17 protein-coding genes are annotated in these 14,729 nt (G+C 67.3%); 1 reads left to right on the top strand and 16 read right to left on the bottom strand.

Features of this window, described 5'->3' with window-relative positions; genetic code table 11:
- Positions 1 to 57: 57 nt before the first annotated feature.
- The 16 genes from EZJ19_RS03955 to cutA all read right to left on the bottom strand — a co-directional run bounded on the left by EZJ19_RS03955 (position 58) and on the right by cutA (position 14,314).
- Entirely contained in the window at positions 58 to 1,869 is a 1,812-nt protein-coding gene (locus EZJ19_RS03955) for a sulfotransferase (protein ID WP_165873452.1), read from the bottom strand.
- A 92-nt stretch (positions 1,870 to 1,961) separates the two neighbouring features.
- Positions 1,962 to 3,074, bottom strand: a complete 1,113-nt coding sequence (locus EZJ19_RS03950; protein ID WP_131444997.1) for a porin — start codon at positions 3,072 to 3,074, stop codon at positions 1,962 to 1,964.
- Positions 3,075 to 3,432: 358 nt separating this feature from the next.
- The gene (locus EZJ19_RS03945; protein WP_165873451.1) at positions 3,433 to 4,551 is read right to left on the bottom strand and encodes a porin; all 1,119 of its coding nucleotides are present in this window, start codon (positions 4,549 to 4,551) and stop codon (positions 3,433 to 3,435) included.
- Positions 4,552 to 4,763: 212 nt separating this feature from the next.
- On the bottom strand, positions 4,764 to 5,555 hold the full coding sequence (gene trpC / locus EZJ19_RS03940) for an indole-3-glycerol phosphate synthase TrpC (RefSeq protein WP_131444995.1): 792 nt from the start codon (positions 5,553 to 5,555) through the stop codon (positions 4,764 to 4,766).
- 74 nt (positions 5,556 to 5,629) lie between these two features.
- Complete coding sequence (locus EZJ19_RS03935) at positions 5,630 to 5,920, bottom strand: type II toxin-antitoxin system RelE/ParE family toxin (protein ID WP_131444994.1); 291 nt, start codon at positions 5,918 to 5,920, stop codon at positions 5,630 to 5,632.
- Complete coding sequence (locus EZJ19_RS03930; RefSeq protein ID WP_131444993.1) at positions 5,908 to 6,198, bottom strand: CopG family ribbon-helix-helix protein; 291 nt, start codon at positions 6,196 to 6,198, stop codon at positions 5,908 to 5,910. The genes EZJ19_RS03935 and EZJ19_RS03930 overlap by 13 nt, the downstream gene beginning before the upstream one ends.
- Positions 6,199 to 6,256: 58 nt before the next feature.
- Positions 6,257 to 7,324 (bottom strand): alanine racemase, encoded by a 1,068-nt coding sequence (alr, locus tag EZJ19_RS03925; RefSeq protein ID WP_131444992.1) that lies wholly within the window; start codon positions 7,322 to 7,324, stop codon positions 6,257 to 6,259.
- A 30-nt stretch (positions 7,325 to 7,354) separates the two neighbouring features.
- Complete coding sequence (gene dnaB, locus EZJ19_RS03920) at positions 7,355 to 8,731, bottom strand: replicative DNA helicase (RefSeq protein WP_131444991.1); 1,377 nt, start codon at positions 8,729 to 8,731, stop codon at positions 7,355 to 7,357.
- Between the two features lie 91 nt (positions 8,732 to 8,822).
- On the bottom strand, positions 8,823 to 9,272 hold the full coding sequence (gene rplI, locus EZJ19_RS03915) for a 50S ribosomal protein L9 (RefSeq protein WP_131444990.1): 450 nt from the start codon (positions 9,270 to 9,272) through the stop codon (positions 8,823 to 8,825).
- 12 nt (positions 9,273 to 9,284) lie between these two features.
- On the bottom strand, positions 9,285 to 9,560 hold the full coding sequence (gene rpsR, locus EZJ19_RS03910) for a 30S ribosomal protein S18 (RefSeq protein ID WP_131444989.1): 276 nt from the start codon (positions 9,558 to 9,560) through the stop codon (positions 9,285 to 9,287).
- 4 nt (positions 9,561 to 9,564) lie between these two features.
- Positions 9,565 to 9,864 (bottom strand): primosomal replication protein N, encoded by a 300-nt coding sequence (gene priB, locus EZJ19_RS03905; RefSeq protein WP_206199309.1) that lies wholly within the window; start codon positions 9,862 to 9,864, stop codon positions 9,565 to 9,567.
- Between the two features lies 1 nt (position 9,865).
- Positions 9,866 to 10,249 carry a 30S ribosomal protein S6 gene (rpsF, locus tag EZJ19_RS03900; protein WP_131444988.1) on the bottom strand — a complete coding sequence of 128 codons (384 nt, stop codon included), beginning with the start codon at positions 10,247 to 10,249 and terminating at the stop codon, positions 9,866 to 9,868.
- A gap of 136 nt (positions 10,250 to 10,385) precedes the next feature.
- On the bottom strand, positions 10,386 to 11,135 hold the full coding sequence (locus EZJ19_RS03895) for a tRNA 2-thiocytidine biosynthesis TtcA family protein (protein WP_131444987.1): 750 nt from the start codon (positions 11,133 to 11,135) through the stop codon (positions 10,386 to 10,388).
- On the bottom strand, positions 11,132 to 11,668 hold the full coding sequence (locus tag EZJ19_RS03890; RefSeq protein WP_131444986.1) for a TlpA family protein disulfide reductase: 537 nt from the start codon (positions 11,666 to 11,668) through the stop codon (positions 11,132 to 11,134). The genes EZJ19_RS03895 and EZJ19_RS03890 overlap by 4 nt, the downstream gene beginning before the upstream one ends.
- Before the next feature lies 1 nt (position 11,669).
- Positions 11,670 to 13,985 carry a protein-disulfide reductase DsbD gene (locus EZJ19_RS03885; RefSeq protein ID WP_131444985.1) on the bottom strand — a complete coding sequence of 772 codons (2,316 nt, stop codon included), beginning with the start codon at positions 13,983 to 13,985 and terminating at the stop codon, positions 11,670 to 11,672.
- Positions 13,982 to 14,314: a divalent-cation tolerance protein CutA gene (gene cutA, locus EZJ19_RS03880; RefSeq protein ID WP_131444984.1), complete on the bottom strand. Its 333-nt coding sequence runs from the start codon at positions 14,312 to 14,314 to the stop codon at positions 13,982 to 13,984. Before cutA ends, EZJ19_RS03885 begins: the two co-directional genes overlap by 4 nt.
- On the opposite strand from cutA, the gene EZJ19_RS03875 reads away from it, so the two are divergent.
- The gene (locus tag EZJ19_RS03875) at positions 14,313 to 14,729 is read left to right on the top strand and encodes an FxsA family protein (protein WP_131444983.1); all 417 of its coding nucleotides are present in this window, start codon (positions 14,313 to 14,315) and stop codon (positions 14,727 to 14,729) included. The genes cutA and EZJ19_RS03875 overlap by 2 nt on opposite strands.

Below are 14,729 nucleotides of genomic sequence, written 5' to 3'. Positions count from 1 at the left end.
AGCGGCGGCGTGGGCGGGCGAAGTCGCGATGCTCCCGCCCGCCTGGCCGCGCGGCCCCTAATCGGGGGCATACCTGAGCAGTTCGAGCAACGGCCCCAGGTGTTTCTCGTAGCGCCGCCAGCGTGCCTTGGATGTCGTGTAGATGGGTTGCCGGACCTGCCACTTGCTGGGCGTGAACACCGAGCGCGTCTGCTTGTAGAACTCCAACTGCCCCGGTTCCCAAGCCAGGCCGAGAAAGGTCATGAGGCGTCGCGATTCGCCTTCCAGGTCGTCGACCAGCTTCTCGTAGCGCAACTCGTACAGGTTTTCCGGGGGCAGTACGGCGCGCCAGTGCGCCATCAGTCGCTGGTAGGCTTCGTAGAAGACGACCAGGCCGGCCTCGTCCCACTTGTAGGCCTGCGAGCGGTCGAACAGTTGGAAATAGATCGACAGGCAGGCATCGATCGGATGGCGCTGGCAATGAACGATCCTGGCATTGGGAAACACCGAGAGGATGGTATCCAGGCACTGGTAGTTGAGCGGCTGTTTGTCGGTGATCCGGAGGGCGCCGGGGGCATGCCGGCGCAGGATGGCCAGATAGTCCTCGGCGAGGCGTTGGCGCTGGGCCTGGCTGTAGCCGTCCGGCGTACCCGCGATGCGGCCCCAGAAGTCGAGCTCGCCGGCCCCCGCCGCCTGCGAATGGCTGCTGATGATCTGTTCCACCAGGCTGGTGCCGGAGCGTGGCGTGCCGACGATCAGCACCGGCAGAGGGGAGTCGGAACCCGGGGCGGTGTCGTGGCCGCGCCTGCGCGCGATGATGGCTTCGGTCTCGGCCCGGAACGCCGTCGCGTCGAACGGCACCGTGGCCCGGACCAGATCGTTGCCGGTCTTGTAGTGCTGGAAAGCACGGTTATGCTCGCCCAGGTCCGCGTAGGCCTTGCCGAGCGCGAATTCCAGACGATGGCGGGCCGGTTCCTTGGCAACCCCGGCCAGCCGTTCCATGTTGGCCACCAGGTCGCGCTCGGTAGCCGAGAACTTGCACGCCGAAGAGAGGTGGTAATAGATCATTTCATCGTCGGGCGCGGCGGCCTGTGCCTGCTTGAGCCAGTACACGGCCTCGGCCATGTTGCCGGCAAGCAATTCGATCTGGCCGATTTCCCGCAGCAGGCCGACGTGGCCGGGGCCGGGCGTGTCGGCGACCGTCGTGCGCGCCCGCAGCGCATCCGCCTCGGCGATCCTGCCCTCCGCGCGTAACAGCAGGGCCTGCAGCAGTGCCGCCTGGGTGGCATCGAGCCCGAGTGCGACGGCGCGCTCGATCGCCGCCCTCGCGTCCGGCAACTCGTGCATGAGGTAGTGCGCCAAGGCCAGGTGGACGTAGGAGTCGCGTTCGTCCGGGGCGCGCCGGAGCGCCTGCCTGAACGACTCGATGGCCTCATACGGTTTTGCCGTGCTCAGTTGCACCTGGCCGAGGTTATGCCAGGCCTCGGCGAACGAGGGATCGAGCTCGACCGCGTGTCCGAATGCACGTTCCGCCTCGACGTAGCCTTCGTTGCGCCGCAAGCGGGCCTGGACTTGGCCGCGGAAATTCCACAGCCGGGAATCCTTGGGGTTGATCTCGATGGCCCGGCTGATGCAGGCGTTGGCGGCATCCAGCCGCCCCAGCCGGAACAAGGTCATGCCCTTGATGCCGAGCAGGCCGGGATCGTTGGGGGCCAGCGTCAGGGCCTGGCCGATCAGCCGCTCGGCCCGCGTCAGGTCGCCCTGTTCATAGGCCTGCAGCGTGGCGCCGACCAGTTGGCGCAGCGCCTGCGTGCGCTCATCCGACTTGGCCTGGGCACCGCAGCAACGCTTGTATTTCTTGCCGCTGCCGCAGGGGCAGGGCCCGTTCAAGGAAGGCTGTGCCATCTCGTCGTTCCCGATCGGAAATGAAAAACGGGCGCCCGTAGGCGCCCGTCAAGACTATGCCAATCCTGGGGACAGGATTAGAAGTCGTGGTTCAGGCCGATCGTGTAGATGTTGGCCTTCAGACCGTCGAACGCGCCCTTCTCGTACTTGTCGTGGTCGTACGCGAAGTAAGCGCTGGTGCGCTTGGAGAAGCCGTAGACGGCACCCAGGGTGTAGCGGGTCAGGTCGCTGTCGCCCAGGATGTTGTTGGCCTTGCTGTTCGGGTCACGCTTGCCGTATTGGGCGGCCAGGGTGATCGGGCCCATGCCGTAGGCGGCGGAAACCAGGTAGTTGGTGGACTTCATGCCCAGAACGCCGTCCTGGCTTTCGAAGGTGGCACCCAGCTTCAGGTCGCCGATGGCGTAGCCAGCGTTCAGCTTCCAGGCGGATTCGTTTTCGCTGATGCCGTTACCGGAACCGTAGATGCCGGTAGTGATGTCGTACACGATGTCCTTGGTGTGCATTTCGTAGCCCAGGCCCAGGCTCAGGGGGCCGTTGGCGTACAGCACGCCCAGGGAGTAGGCGTCGGCGATGCCGTTGGCCTTGCTGCCGGAGTCATAGGACTCGCCCGGAACCACGGCGCCGATGACGGTCACGCCGGAGAAGCTCGGGGAGACGTAGGCGATGGCGTTGGTGGCGCGGATGTCGAAGCCGCCGATGCCGTTCCAGTCCAGGTCGTAGCCGATGATGCCGCCCAGTTGGTTGCCGTTCTGGGAGTCAGCGGAGGTGTCGGCGAAGATGTCAGCGGAACCGACCAGCTTGTACGGGGTGTCGTGACGACCGGCCAGGACGGTACCGAAGTCGCCGGACAGGCCGACGAAGGTGTTACGGCCGGCCAGGGTGCCGCCGCCGATGTTGGAGAATTCGCCGCCGGCGGCAAATTCGTCGTAGCCGAACAGCTTGCCTTGGCTGCTCAGGGCTTGTTCGATTTGCCAGATGGCCTTCAGACCGCCGCCCAGGTCTTCGCTACCCTTGAAGCCGATGCGGGAGGTTTGGTCGTTCAGCTGCCAGCTGCTTTCCAGGCCGCCGTTCAGGTCGACGTAGTCCAGGGAGACGCGCAGCTTGCCGTAAACGTCGACGTTGCCGGTGGCGGCGAAGGCGGGAGCGGCGAAGGCGCCGGCAACAGCCAGGGCGATCAGAGACTTCTTCATTATGAACTCCTTAGTTCAAGTTAATAATTCCAGCTTTCGCGGAGAGGTCCGGGCCTGCCGGCCGGATCGCCTCCGCCTCGCTCCTCGCATCACCTTGCGGGTCTGCTTGCAGCGAGTGGGGTGAAAACAACCTCTCGCGCGAGAAGTTGAACGTATTGTGGCAAGCCCCGGGTTTCGGACCAAAGCATTCGGCGAATTCCGGATATGACGGTTGGATTATGTGTGGCGGGATTGCAACAGGGCGGTGCGATGCGCGTGGCGGTGGGGCTTGCAACCGGTCGGCAGCGACCTGCACAGGGCACCGGAAATGAAAACGGGCGCCCGCAGGCGCCCGTCCGGGAGAGGGCTCGGAACCGGATCAGAAGTCGTGGTTCAGGCCGACGGTGAAGATGTTGGCCTTGGTGTTGCCGTAGTACTTGTTCTCGTACTTGTCATGGTCGTAGGCGACGTAGGCGCTGGTCCGCATGGACAGGCCGTAGACGGCGCCGATGGTCCAGCGGGTCAGGTCCTGGGAGCCCCAGGTCTCGGCGTCGCTGTTGACGTTGCGCTTGCCGAACTGGCCGGCCAGGGTGATCGGGCCCATGCCATAGGCGGCGGACACCAGGTAGTTGGTGGACTTGTTGCCCATGACGCCGTCCTGCTGTTCGTAGGTGCCGCCCAGCTTGAGGTCGCCGATGGTGTAGCCGGCGTTGAGCTTCCAGGCCGATTCGTCGTCGTCGGTAGCACTGTAGGTGATGTCGTTGACCAAGTCGCCGGTGTGCATCTCGTAGCCGAGGCCGAGGTTGAGCGGGCCGTTCGCGTACAGGAGGCCGACCGAGTAGGCATCGGCGAGGCCGTTGGCCTTGCTGCCATTGGCGTAGGACTCGCCCGGCACGATGGCGGCGATGACGGTCAGGCCGGAGAAGGTCGGCGAGATGTAGGCGATGGCATTGGTGGCGCGCATGTCGAAGCCGCCCACCGGGTCGATGCCATTCGCCATGAGCGTCATGTCATCGACACCGTAGCCGATGATGCCGCCCAGCTGACTGGAGTTCTGCGAGTCCGCCGAGGTGTCGGCGAACAGGTCGGACGAGCCGACCAGCTTGTACGGGGTGTCGTGGCGGCCGACCAGGAAGGTCCCGAAATCGCCGGCCAGGCCGACGTAGGTGTTACGGCTGGCAAGCGTGCCGCCGCCGAAGTTGGAGAACTCGCCGCCGGTGGAGAAATCCATATCCTTGCCGTAAGGGATCGACCCTTGGCTGCTCAGGGCCTGCTCGATCTGCCAGATGGCGCGCAGGCCGCCGCCGAGGTCCTCGGTGCCCTTGAAGCCGATGCGCGAGGTCTGGTCGTTCAGTTGCCAATTCTTTTCCAGTCCGTCGACATCGACGTAGTCGAGGGAGACGCGCAGCTTGCCGTAGACGTCGACGTTACCGGTGGCGGCGAAGGCGGGGGTGGCGAAGGCGCTGGCCAGCGCCAGGGCGATCAGAGACTTTTTCATGGTGAACTCCTGGTCCGTGTTGATGACTCCAGCTTGTGCGGGCGGCACCCTTCGGTGCCCGCGACACCCGGCTCGGACAGCGGGTGGGTGCTGGACTTGCGCGTTCATTGTGGCAACGCAAGCCGCCCTGGGCCAGGCATACGGCCGATGTGGGCCGGGCGGATCGCCCGGGTGTGGCGCGATTGCGACGCCGAAAAGGGAACGGTTGCCGGCTAGCGGGCGAACAGCCGGCGCAGTTCCTCGCCCGGTTCGGCGGCGCGCATGAAGGCTTCGCCGACCAGGAAGGTGTCGACCCGGTGGCGCTGCATCAGGGCCACGTCGGCCGGGGCCAGGATGCCGCTTTCGGTGACCGGTATGCGATCCGGGCCGATGCGCGGCAGCAGGTCCAGGGTAGTCTCGAGGCGGGTCTCGAAGGTGCGCAGGTTGCGGTTGTTGATGCCGATCAGGGGCGTCTGGAGGCGCAAGGCCTGGTCGAGTTCGTCGCCGTCGTGGGATTCCACCAGCACCGCCATGCCGAGCTCCATGGCGATGGTCTCAAGTTCCTGCATCTGCGCCGGCGAGAGGGCGGCGACGATGAGCAGGATGCAGTCGGCGCCCATGGCCCTGGCCTCGTAGACCTGGTAGGCGTCGATCATGAAGTCCTTGCGCAGGACCGGCAGGTTGCAGGCGGCCCGGGCCTGCTGCAGGTATTCGGGGGCGCCTTGGAAGAACTGCCGGTCGGTCAACACGGACAGGCAGGCGGCACCGCCGCGGGCATAGCTGGCGGCGATCTCGGCCGGGCGGAAGTCGGGCCGGATGACGCCCTTGCTGGGGCTGGCCTTCTTGACCTCGGCGATCACGGCGGCCTCGCCGGCGGCGATCTTGGCGCGGATGGCGGCGACGAAGTCGCGGGCGGCGGGCTGCTCTTCCGCGGCTGCGCGGGTGGCGGCCAAGGAACGGGCGGCGCGGGCCGCGGCGACTTCTTCGGCCTTGACGGCCAGAATCTTGGTCAGGATGTCGGACATGGCGGCTCTCGGTTAGGTGTTTTGTCGTTCCCGCCTGGACGGGAACGATGAAGCCGGATGAAGGTATTGCCTATTCAATATCCGGCTTCCTTCTGGTGCCGGACTGCAAGGATGATTGCAGTCCGGCCGTCGTATCGGTACAGCGCGATATAGCCGCTGTCGCCAAAATCGACCAGCCATTCGCGGTATTCCGGGACCATGCCTTCTGCAGGGCGGCCGATTTCGGGATGCTTCTCGATGATTCGCATGCCTGCGCGGATCAGGCCGACCGCACGCCTAGCGGCATCCGGGTTTTTCTCGGCAAGGAAACGATACAGGCGCTGGACGTCGCGCAGCGCTGGCGGCGACCAGATCAGTCGTGGCATTCGGGCGGCTCGGCGTCAAGGCCCGCCTCCAATTGGGCAAGCCAGGCGTCGACTTCTTCGTGGTCCAGGTGCAGGCCGTTCGTCCGATATTCGTTCCAGGCCCGGATGCCGTCCTGGCGATAGCTTTCGCGCTGTTCCTCGCGTTCGACATATTGCTGGATGGCTTCACGCATCAACCAGTGTGGCGTGCGGTGGCGCGCCTCGGCCAGGCGCTTCAGGCGGTCCTTTATGTCTTGATCGATCTTGATGGCTACAGGGTGGGGGTGCGTTGCAGCCATGGCGGGCTCCCGGGTGGTATTGACGGGTATTACCATAGCATACCTGCCCGCTTGGGTTTCAACTTTCCTCGACGCGTACCCGCGGCGCGAGGGCGGTCAGCAGCTCGTAGGAGATGGTGCCGGCCGCCGCCGCCACCGTCTCGATGGGCACGCCGTCGCCCCAGAGGGTGACCGGGCTGCCGACATGGGCGTGGCCGATCTCTGACAGGTCGACGCAGAGCATGTCCATGGACACCCGGCCCAGGGTGCGGCTGGGCCGGCCCTCGACCAGGACCGGCGTGCCGGTGACGGCATGGCGCGGATAGCCGTCGGCGTAGCCGCAGGCGACCACGCCGACCCGCATGTCGCGCGGGGCGGTGAACAGGTGGCCGTAGCCGAGGCCCTCGCCCTTGCGCACGTTCTGCACGGCGATCAGCTTGCTTTCCAGGTGCATGACCGGGAGCAGGCCGATGTCCGCGCCGGTCTCGCCGGCGAACGGCGAGGCGCCGTACAGCATGATGCCCGGGCGCACCCAGTCGCCATGCGACTCCGGGTAGCGCAGGAGGGCGGCCGAGGCGGCCAGGCTGACCGGATGGGCCAGGCCCTGCGCCGCCTCCTTGAACGTGGCGAGCTGGCCGGCGACGCCGACCGCGGGATCGTCGGCTTGGGCGAAGTGGCTGATCAGGGTGATGTTGCCGACGTGCGGGATGGCGCGCAGCCGCTCCAGCGCCGCCAGCCAGGGCTTCCGGGCCAGGCCGAGCCGGTGCATGCCGGTGTCGAGCTTGAGGAAGACGTCGATCTTGTGGTCGACCCGGGCGCGCGCCAGGGCGTCGACCTGGTCTTCCCGGTGCAGCACGGGTTGCAGGCGGCGGCGGGCGATCTCGGCGATCTCGTCCGGGTGGAAGAAGCCTTCCAGCAGGACGATCGGGTGGCTCAGACCCTGGGCGCGCAGGGTGGCGGCCTCGTCCAGGCTCAGTACGGCGAAGCCGTCGGCCGCGCGCAGGGCCCGGCCGACGCGCGCCAGGCCGTGGCCGTAGCCGTTCGCCTTGACCACGGCGAGCACGCGGGCCGGCCCGGCCAGGCGCTTGGCGACCAACAGGTTGTGGGCGAGGGCGGCGGTGTCGATACGGGCGACGATGGGGCGCATGGTGAGGTGGCTAGGTTGGCGTGCCCGGGGTCAGGACGGATAGCCCAAGGCGCAATTCTCGAACTTGGTGTATTCGCCCAGGAAGGTCATGCGCACCATGCCGATCGGGCCGTTACGCTGCTTGCCGATGATGATCTCGGCGGTACCCTTGTCCGGGCTGTCCGGGTTGTAGACCTCGTCCCGGTAGATGAACAGGATGACGTCGGCGTCCTGCTCGATGGCGCCCGATTCGCGCAGGTCGGACATCACCGGGCGCTTGTTCGGACGCTGTTCGAGGGATCGGTTGAGCTGCGACAGGGCGATCACCGGCACGTGCAGTTCCTTGGCCAGGCCCTTGAGCGAGCGGGAGATCTCGGAGATTTCGGTGGCCCGGTTCTCGCCGCCGCCGCTGCCCGACATGAGCTGCAGGTAGTCGATCACGATCAGGCCCAGCTTGCCGTCGTTCTGGCGTGCCAGGCGGCGGGCGCGGGCGCGCACCTCCATGGCGGTCAGGCCGGGGGTCTCGTCGATGAACACGGGCGCCTCGTTCAGGCGGCCCAGGGCGCTGGTCAGCTTGTGCCAGTCGTCCTCGGCGATCTTGCCGGTGCGCAGCTTGTGCTGGTCCAGGCGGCCGATGGAGCCGAGCATGCGCATGACCAGTTGGGCGGCGCCCATTTCCATGGAGAAGACGGCCACCGGCAGGCTGGCGTCGAGGGCGACGTTCTCGGCGATGTTGAGGCTGAATGCGGTCTTGCCCATGGAGGGCCGGCCGGCGACGATGATCAGGTCGCCTGGTTGCAGGCCCGAGGTCTTGCTGTCCAGGTCGGCGAAGCCGGTGGCGATGCCGGTGACGTCGCTCGGGTTGTCGCGGCTGTACAGCTCGTCGATGCGGTTGACCACCTGCACCAGGAGCGGTTGCAGCGGCTGCCAGCCCTGGCTGGTCTTGGCGCCGGCCTCCTTGATCTGGAAGACCTTGGCCTCGGCCTGGTCGAGTATCTCGCCGGCGCTGCGGCCTTCCGGGTTGTAGGCGGATTCGGATATTTCCGAGCCGACCTCGGCCAGGTGGCGCAGCACGGCGCGCTCGCGGACGATCTCGGCATAGTGGCGGATATTGGCCGCCGACGGCGTGTTCTGGGCCAGGGCGGCCAGGTAGGCGAGGCCGCCGATGTCCTCGAGCTGGTTGCGCGAATCCAGGGCCTCGGCGACGGTAATCACGTCGGCGGGCTTGTTTTCGTTGATCAGGGCCGTGATCTGGCGCCAGATCGCCTTGTGGTCGGCGCGGTAGAAGTCCTGCTCGTTGATCAGGTCGGCGACCCGGTCGACGGCCGTGTTCTCGAGCATCAGGCCGCCGAGCACGGACTGCTCCGCCTCCACCGAATGGGGCGGCAGTTTGATGGCGGCGAGGTCGGAATCGAAGCGGGCGGACATAGGAGACGAATTCTAGCCCGGAAAAGACGAAGGCCGCTTGCGCGGCCTTCGTCTATCGTCATCCCCGCCTGGGCGGGGAAGGCGTGGCAGCTTACTGCTCGGCGACCACCGTCAGCTTGATCGTGGCGGTGACGTCGGTGTGCAGGCCGAGGACGACCTCGTACTCGCCGATGGCCTTGAACGGACCTTCCGGCAGGCGCACTTCAGCCTTGTTGACGTCGAAGCCTTGGGCTTGCAGGGCGTCGGCGATGTCGGTGTTGCCGACCGAGCCGAACAGGCGGCCGTCGACGCCCGCCTTCTGGGCGACGGTCAACTCGAAGCCTTCCAGCTTCTCGGCGCGGGCCTGGGCGGCGACCAGCTTCTCGGCGGCCAGCTTTTCCAGCTCGGCCTTCTTCTCTTCGAAGGCGGCCTTGTTGGCGGCGGTGGCGCGCTTGGCCATGCCCTGGGGAATCAGGTAGTTACGGGCGTAGCCGTCCTTGACCTTGACGATGTCGCCCAGGTTGCCCAGGTTGGCGACCTTGTCCATCAGGATGATTTCCATGGTGTCGACTCCTTACTCGTGCAGGTCGGTGTAGGGCAGCAGGGCCAGGAAGCGGGCGCGCTTGATGGCGACGCCGAGCTGGCGCTGGTAGTGGGCACGGGTGCCGGTGATGCGGCTGGGGATGATCTTGCCGTTCTCGGTGATGAAGTCCTTGAGGACGTCGACATCCTTGTAGTCGATCTCCTTGACCTTCTCGACCGTGAAGCGGCAGAACTTCTTGCGGCGGAACAGGGCGCCACCGGCGGGGCGGCGGTTCTTGTCCATGGGCTTGCGGCGAACGAATGCCATTTTGTTACTCCTTAATCTCGAATTCGGTGATGTGCAGTATCGGGCGGGGATCGCGCAGGCTCTTGCGTTCCAGGAAGCCGGCCAGTCCGACCGTTGCGCCTTCCGTCAGCGCCGCCAGTCTCATGGCGGGGTCGCCATAGGCGACGGCTTCCAGTTCGCATTGCACCTTCCGTTCATGCCCGGCTTCGCGTTGCGGCGACTCGTGTCCGAGGCGCAGGTTCAGGCTGGCCAGTCCGGCGGGGGTGCGGCGCAGTCCGTCGTTGGCGAGGACGCGGCCTTCGATCTCGACCCGATTACGCTCCAACTCAGGCGGCGGCGGCTTCGGCCGGGGCGGCTTCGGCGGTCTGCGGGGCCAGCAGGTTGCGGGCCTTCTCTTCCTTCATCATCGGCGACGGCGTGGTGATGGCCTCGTCGCGCTTGATGGTGAGGTGGCGCAGGATGGCGTCGTTGAAGCGGAAGCCGTGCTCCAGCTCGTCCATGGTCGGCTGGTCGCACTCGATGTTCATGAGCACGTAGTGGGCCTTGTGGACCTTCTGGATGGTGTAGGTCAGCTGGCGCCGGCCCCAGTCTTCCAGGCGGTGGATCTGGCCGCCGTTGCCGGTGATCAGGGTGCGGTAGCGCTCGATCATGGCGGGCACCTGCTCGCTCTGGTCCGGATGGACGATGAAAACGATCTCGTAGTGTCGCATTGAAGCTCCTTTTGGTTTGCAGCCCCCCGTGCGACCGGTGGGGCAAGGACGTGAAAAACCGGCCAGGCCGGGAAAGGGGCAGGATTCTAATGGAGAATCAGAAGGATAGCAACGCGCCCGGCGGACCCGGGCGGGTTCAGGCGCGGTCGCCGCGCTGCATCTCGCCCATGAGCGGGCGCATGGCGGTGAGCAGGTTGGCGAACAGTATCTTGTGCTGGCGTTCCTGCTCGGCCAGCAGGAGCTTCATCTGGTAACGCTGCATCGGCTTGGCGAAGCAGGCCGGGCAGTTCTCGGCGATCACCGGCAGGCCGGCGCTGAGCGCGAAGTCGCGGGTCTGGCGTTCGCGCACGTAGCAGAGCGGCCGGATCACCCGGATGTCGCCGGCGTCGTTCAGGTAATGGACCTTCATGGTGCGCAGCTTGCCGCCGAAGAAGGCCGACATCATGAAGGTCTCGGCCAGGTCGTCCAGGTGCTGGGCCAGGGCGAGGACGTTGTAGCCGTGCTCGCGCGCCGTCCGGTACAGGATGCCCCGCCGCATCCGGGAACAATAGGCGCAGAACGAATCGCCCTGCATGTGCCGGTCCGCCTCCTCGACGATGGGCTGGCTCTCGTAGAAATACGGGACGCCCAGCTCAGCCATGTAGGGCTTGAGCGGCGAGGGGTCGAATTCCGGCGACTGCGGGTCCACCGTGCAGGCGGCCAGCTCGAATTTGACCGGGGCGCGCTTCTGCAGATTGAGCAGGACGTGCAGCAGGGACAGGCTGTCCTTGCCGCCCGAGAGCCCGAGCAGGACGCGGTCGCCATCCCGGATCATGCCGTAGTCGCCGGCCGCGCGGCCGACTGCGCCGATCATCGCGCGGGAGGGGCGGGCGACTTCGGCATTCATAGCAGGGGCTTGACCAGGTCTTCCAGGCGCTCTTCGGCCAGGGCGCCGGTATGGCTGGCGACGGCGTTGCCGCGGCGGTCGAAGACCACGGTGTAGGGCAGGCCGCCCAGGTGGTTGCCGGCGGCGCGCGCCAGGCTCGCGGCGGCCTCGTCGCCGAGCAGGAGCGGGTACGGGATGCCGGCGGCGTCGGCATAGGCGGCCACCTTGTCCGGGGTGTCGAGGGCGACGCCGACGAACTGCAGGCCACGGCTGCCGTAGGCCTGCTGCAGGCGGATGAAGCCCGGAATCTCCCGCCGGCAGGGCGGGCACCAGGGCGCCCAGAAGTTCAGTACCAGCACCTTGCCGCGCCATTGGGCGAGCGGCTGGCTGCGGCCGCCCAGGTCGGGCAGGGCCGCGGCCCAGACGGCGCCGATCTCGACGGCCTCGACGCTGCTCGGCGCCGGCGGCGGCGGCAGGGCCAGGCGCAGGGCGCCGGTACTGACGAGGCCGAGCGCCAGGGCGGCCGCGACGGCGGTGGCGACGGGGTGTTTCAAGTCAGGGCGCGGCCTTGTCCAGGCTGGCGAGGAACTTCTCGGGCGGCTCGTAGCCGACCACCCGGTAGGCGACCTCGCGGCCGTTCTGGTCGAAGAAGATGATCCCGGGCGGCCCGAACAGGCTGAAACGCTTGAGCAGGGCCTTGTCCTCGGCCCGGTTGCCAGTGACGTCGGCCTGCAGCAGGACGGCGTCCTTCAGGCGCGCCTGGACGCGCGGGTCGGCGAAGGTGAGGTGCTCCATCTCCTTGCACGAGGTGCACCAGTCGGCATAGAAGTCGAGCATGACGTAGCGTCCCTGGGCGGCTTGCACCGCCTGGTCCAGTTCCGCCGTGCTGGCCACCCGCTTGAAGGTCAGGGCCGCGGCCGGTTGCGCCGCGCCGGCGACGCCGCCCTTGTAGACCGAGAGCGGTTGCAGCAGGTCGCGGCCGCCGCCCAGCGCCCCGAGCAGCAGGGCCATGCCGGCGACCAGGGTGATGATGCCGACGCCCTTCCAGAAGCGCTGCCAGCCGCCGGCGTGCGGCACCAGCGGGTCGACGGCGCGCAGGTAGACGCCGGAGATGATCAGCAGCGCGGCCCAGGCCAGCATCTGCACCAGTTCGGAGAGCAGCGGCGCGACCAGCCAGATGGCCACGGCCAGGAGCAGGACGCCGAAGAATTTCTTCACCGCCTCCATCCAGCCGCCCGCGCGCGGCAGCAGGGCGCCGGCCGAGAGGCCGACCAGGAGGAGCGGCACGCCCATGCCGAGGGCCAGGGAGAACAGCGAGATGCCACCCAGGACGACGTTGCTGGTCTGGCTGATGTAGAGCAGGGCGCCGGCCAGCGGGGCGGCCACGCAGGGGCCGACGATCAGGGCCGACAGGGCGCCCATCACGAACACCCCGACCATGTTGCCGCCCTTGATGCGGTTGCTGGCCTCGGTGAAGCGGCTTTGCAGGAAGCTGGGCAGCTGCAGGTCGTAGAAGCCGAACATGGAGAAGGCCAGGGCGACGAAGATGGCCGCCCCGGTGCCGAGCGCCCACGGGTTCTGCAGGGCATTGGAGATCAGGGTGCCGGACATGCCGGCGGCCACCCCGGCCAGCGCGTAGGTGATGGCCATGCCGAGCACGTAGGCCACGGAGAGCATGAAGCCCTTGCGCTTGGTCACCTGGTGGCCCTGGCCGACGATGATGCCGGACAGGATGGGGATCATCGGGAACACGCACGGGGTCAGGGCCAGGAGCAGGCCGAAGCCGAAGAAGCTGACCACCACCAGCCAGAAGTTGCCGCCCTGCAGCAGGGCCGCCACCTTGTCGGTCTCCGAGGCGGCCGGCGCCGTCGCCGCGTCCGCGGCGGGGGCCGCGGGGCCGGTCTGGGCGGCCGCGGGGGCCGGCGCCTGGGCGGCCGGTTCGGCGGCCGGCTCGGGGCTGGCGCCGGCACTGGGCATCACCGGCAGGGTGATGGTCTTGTCGATGGGCGGGTAGCAGATGCCCTTCTCGCTGCAGCCCTGGTAGCTGGCGTTGACCACCAGCGTGGCGCCACCGGCCGGCAGGCCGTTGAGCTTGGCGGCTGCGGTGAACGAGTGGTGGTAGATGTACATGCGGCCGAAGTTGGGATCGTCCTTCTCCTCGGCGGCGGGCAGCTGCGGGGCCGCCAAGTTGACGCCGGCCGGAGCCTGCAGGGCCAGCTTGATCTTGTCGCGGTACAGGTAGTGGCCCGGGGCGATGGTGAAGCTGGCCCGCAGGGTGCCGTCCGGTCCGGGTGCCAGGCGCAGTTGGAAGGCTTCGTCGGGGGGCAGGAAATCGGCGTTCGCCTGGCTGCCCGGATAGCCGCCCGACATCTGCTTCAGGCGCTGGATCAGGCCCGGGTCCTGGGCCGCGGCGGGCAGGCCGGACGGTTCCGCCTTGGCCGCGGCGGCGGCCGTGGCCGGCACGTTCAGGGTGATCGTGGAGTCGAGCGGCGGATAGCAGACGCCGACGGCGGCACAGCCCTGGTATTCGGCCTTGAGCGTGAACGACTTGCCCGGGGTGGCCTTGGCCAGCGGGATGCGGACGCGGAAATCGCCCGGATAGATCTCGACCCGGCCGAAGAACTCGTCCTCCTTGATCTTGCCGGCCGGGAACTGCGCCTGGCCGAGCTGGGCCGCTTCGGCGGCGAACTTGAGCTTGCTGCGGTACAGGTAATAACCGTCGGCGACCTTGAAGCGCGCCTCCACGGTCTTGTCGTCGACCATCGCCGCCGAGAACAGGAAGGCCTTCTCCGGTTCCAGCAGGTCGTCCTCGGCCGCCTTCAGCCAGGGCGAGGCCAAGACCAGCAGGGCTAGCAGGGCGATACGTATCATTTGGGCTCCATCGTCTCGGCGGCGATCCAGGCCAGGTAGCCCGGCAGGCCGCGCGTTATGTCTATGGCTACCAGTTCGGGCAGCTCATAGGGGTGGCTTTCCCGCACCAGGGCCTCGAGCCGGTCGTAGTTTTCGGCGCAGGTCTTGATAATGACGGGAATCTCCCCATCTTCGTTCAACTTGTCCTGCCAACGATAGATGGACTGGCAGGGCGACATCACGTTCACGCAGGCCGCCACGCGCGTCTCGACCAGCCTGCGCGCCAGTGCCCGGGCGGAGTCCGGGTCGGGCAACGTGGTGAAGACGATCAACGCCGAGGGTGTTTGCATGAACAATTCGCTGGCCAGATTCTGGCCGATTATAGCTTTGGCCTTCCCGGTCCTGGAAATCATCGGCATCGTCCGCATCTGGGACGCCGTGGGCATCTGGACCCTGGTCTGGCTGCTGCTCGACGTCGCCGCCGGGGCGGCCCTGATCGCCCTGGAACGGGCCGCCTTCATGCCGGTCATGGCGGCGACCATGATGGGCGGCGGCAATCCTTTCGAGGCACTCAAGGCCAGCGGCCTGCGCTTCCTGGCCGGGGTGATGCTGATCTTCCCGGGCCCGATCAGCGACGCCATCGCCCTGATCCTGCTGGTCTGGGCCGGTTTCCGGCCGCCGGTGCCGGAGCCGATCCGGCGGCCGCGCGGTGCCGCCGCCAACGACGACGTCATCGAGGGCGACTTTCGCCGCGTGGACGACTGA

Source organism: Parasulfuritortus cantonensis (genome assembly GCF_004337445.1).
Classification (GTDB): Bacteria; Pseudomonadota; Gammaproteobacteria; order Burkholderiales; family Thiobacillaceae; genus Parasulfuritortus; species Parasulfuritortus cantonensis.
The sequence above is the reverse complement of the archived record's forward strand: the minus strand, read 5'-3'. Positions and strand labels throughout refer to the sequence as shown.

Excerpts from the sequence above, each read along its gene's own strand:
- EZJ19_RS03950 (WP_131444997.1), bottom strand. The coding sequence starts at position 3,074 with ATGAAGAAGTCTCTGATCGCCCTGGCTGTTGCCGGCGCCTTCGCCGCT.
- EZJ19_RS03945 (WP_165873451.1), bottom strand. The coding sequence starts at position 4,551 with ATGAAAAAGTCTCTGATCGCCCTGGCGCTGGCCAGCGCCTTCGCCACC.
- trpC (WP_131444995.1), bottom strand. The coding sequence starts at position 5,555 with ATGTCCGACATCCTGACCAAGATTCTGGCCGTCAAGGCCGAAGAAGTC.
- EZJ19_RS03935 (WP_131444994.1), bottom strand. The coding sequence starts at position 5,920 with ATGCCACGACTGATCTGGTCGCCGCCAGCGCTGCGCGACGTCCAGCGC.
- EZJ19_RS03930 (WP_131444993.1), bottom strand. The coding sequence starts at position 6,198 with ATGGCTGCAACGCACCCCCACCCTGTAGCCATCAAGATCGATCAAGAC.
- alr (WP_131444992.1), bottom strand. The coding sequence starts at position 7,324 with ATGCGCCCCATCGTCGCCCGTATCGACACCGCCGCCCTCGCCCACAAC.
- dnaB (WP_131444991.1), bottom strand. The coding sequence starts at position 8,731 with ATGTCCGCCCGCTTCGATTCCGACCTCGCCGCCATCAAACTGCCGCCC.
- rplI (WP_131444990.1), bottom strand. The coding sequence starts at position 9,272 with ATGGAAATCATCCTGATGGACAAGGTCGCCAACCTGGGCAACCTGGGC.
- rpsR (WP_131444989.1), bottom strand. The coding sequence starts at position 9,560 with ATGGCATTCGTTCGCCGCAAGCCCATGGACAAGAACCGCCGCCCCGCC.
- rpsF (WP_131444988.1), bottom strand. The coding sequence starts at position 10,249 with ATGCGACACTACGAGATCGTTTTCATCGTCCATCCGGACCAGAGCGAG.
- EZJ19_RS03895 (WP_131444987.1), bottom strand. The coding sequence starts at position 11,135 with ATGAATGCCGAAGTCGCCCGCCCCTCCCGCGCGATGATCGGCGCAGTC.
- EZJ19_RS03885 (WP_131444985.1), bottom strand. The coding sequence starts at position 13,985 with ATGATACGTATCGCCCTGCTAGCCCTGCTGGTCTTGGCCTCGCCCTGG.
- EZJ19_RS03875 (WP_131444983.1), top strand. The coding sequence starts at position 14,313 with ATGAACAATTCGCTGGCCAGATTCTGGCCGATTATAGCTTTGGCCTTC.
- cutA (WP_131444984.1), bottom strand. The coding sequence starts at position 14,314 with ATGCAAACACCCTCGGCGTTGATCGTCTTCACCACGTTGCCCGACCCG.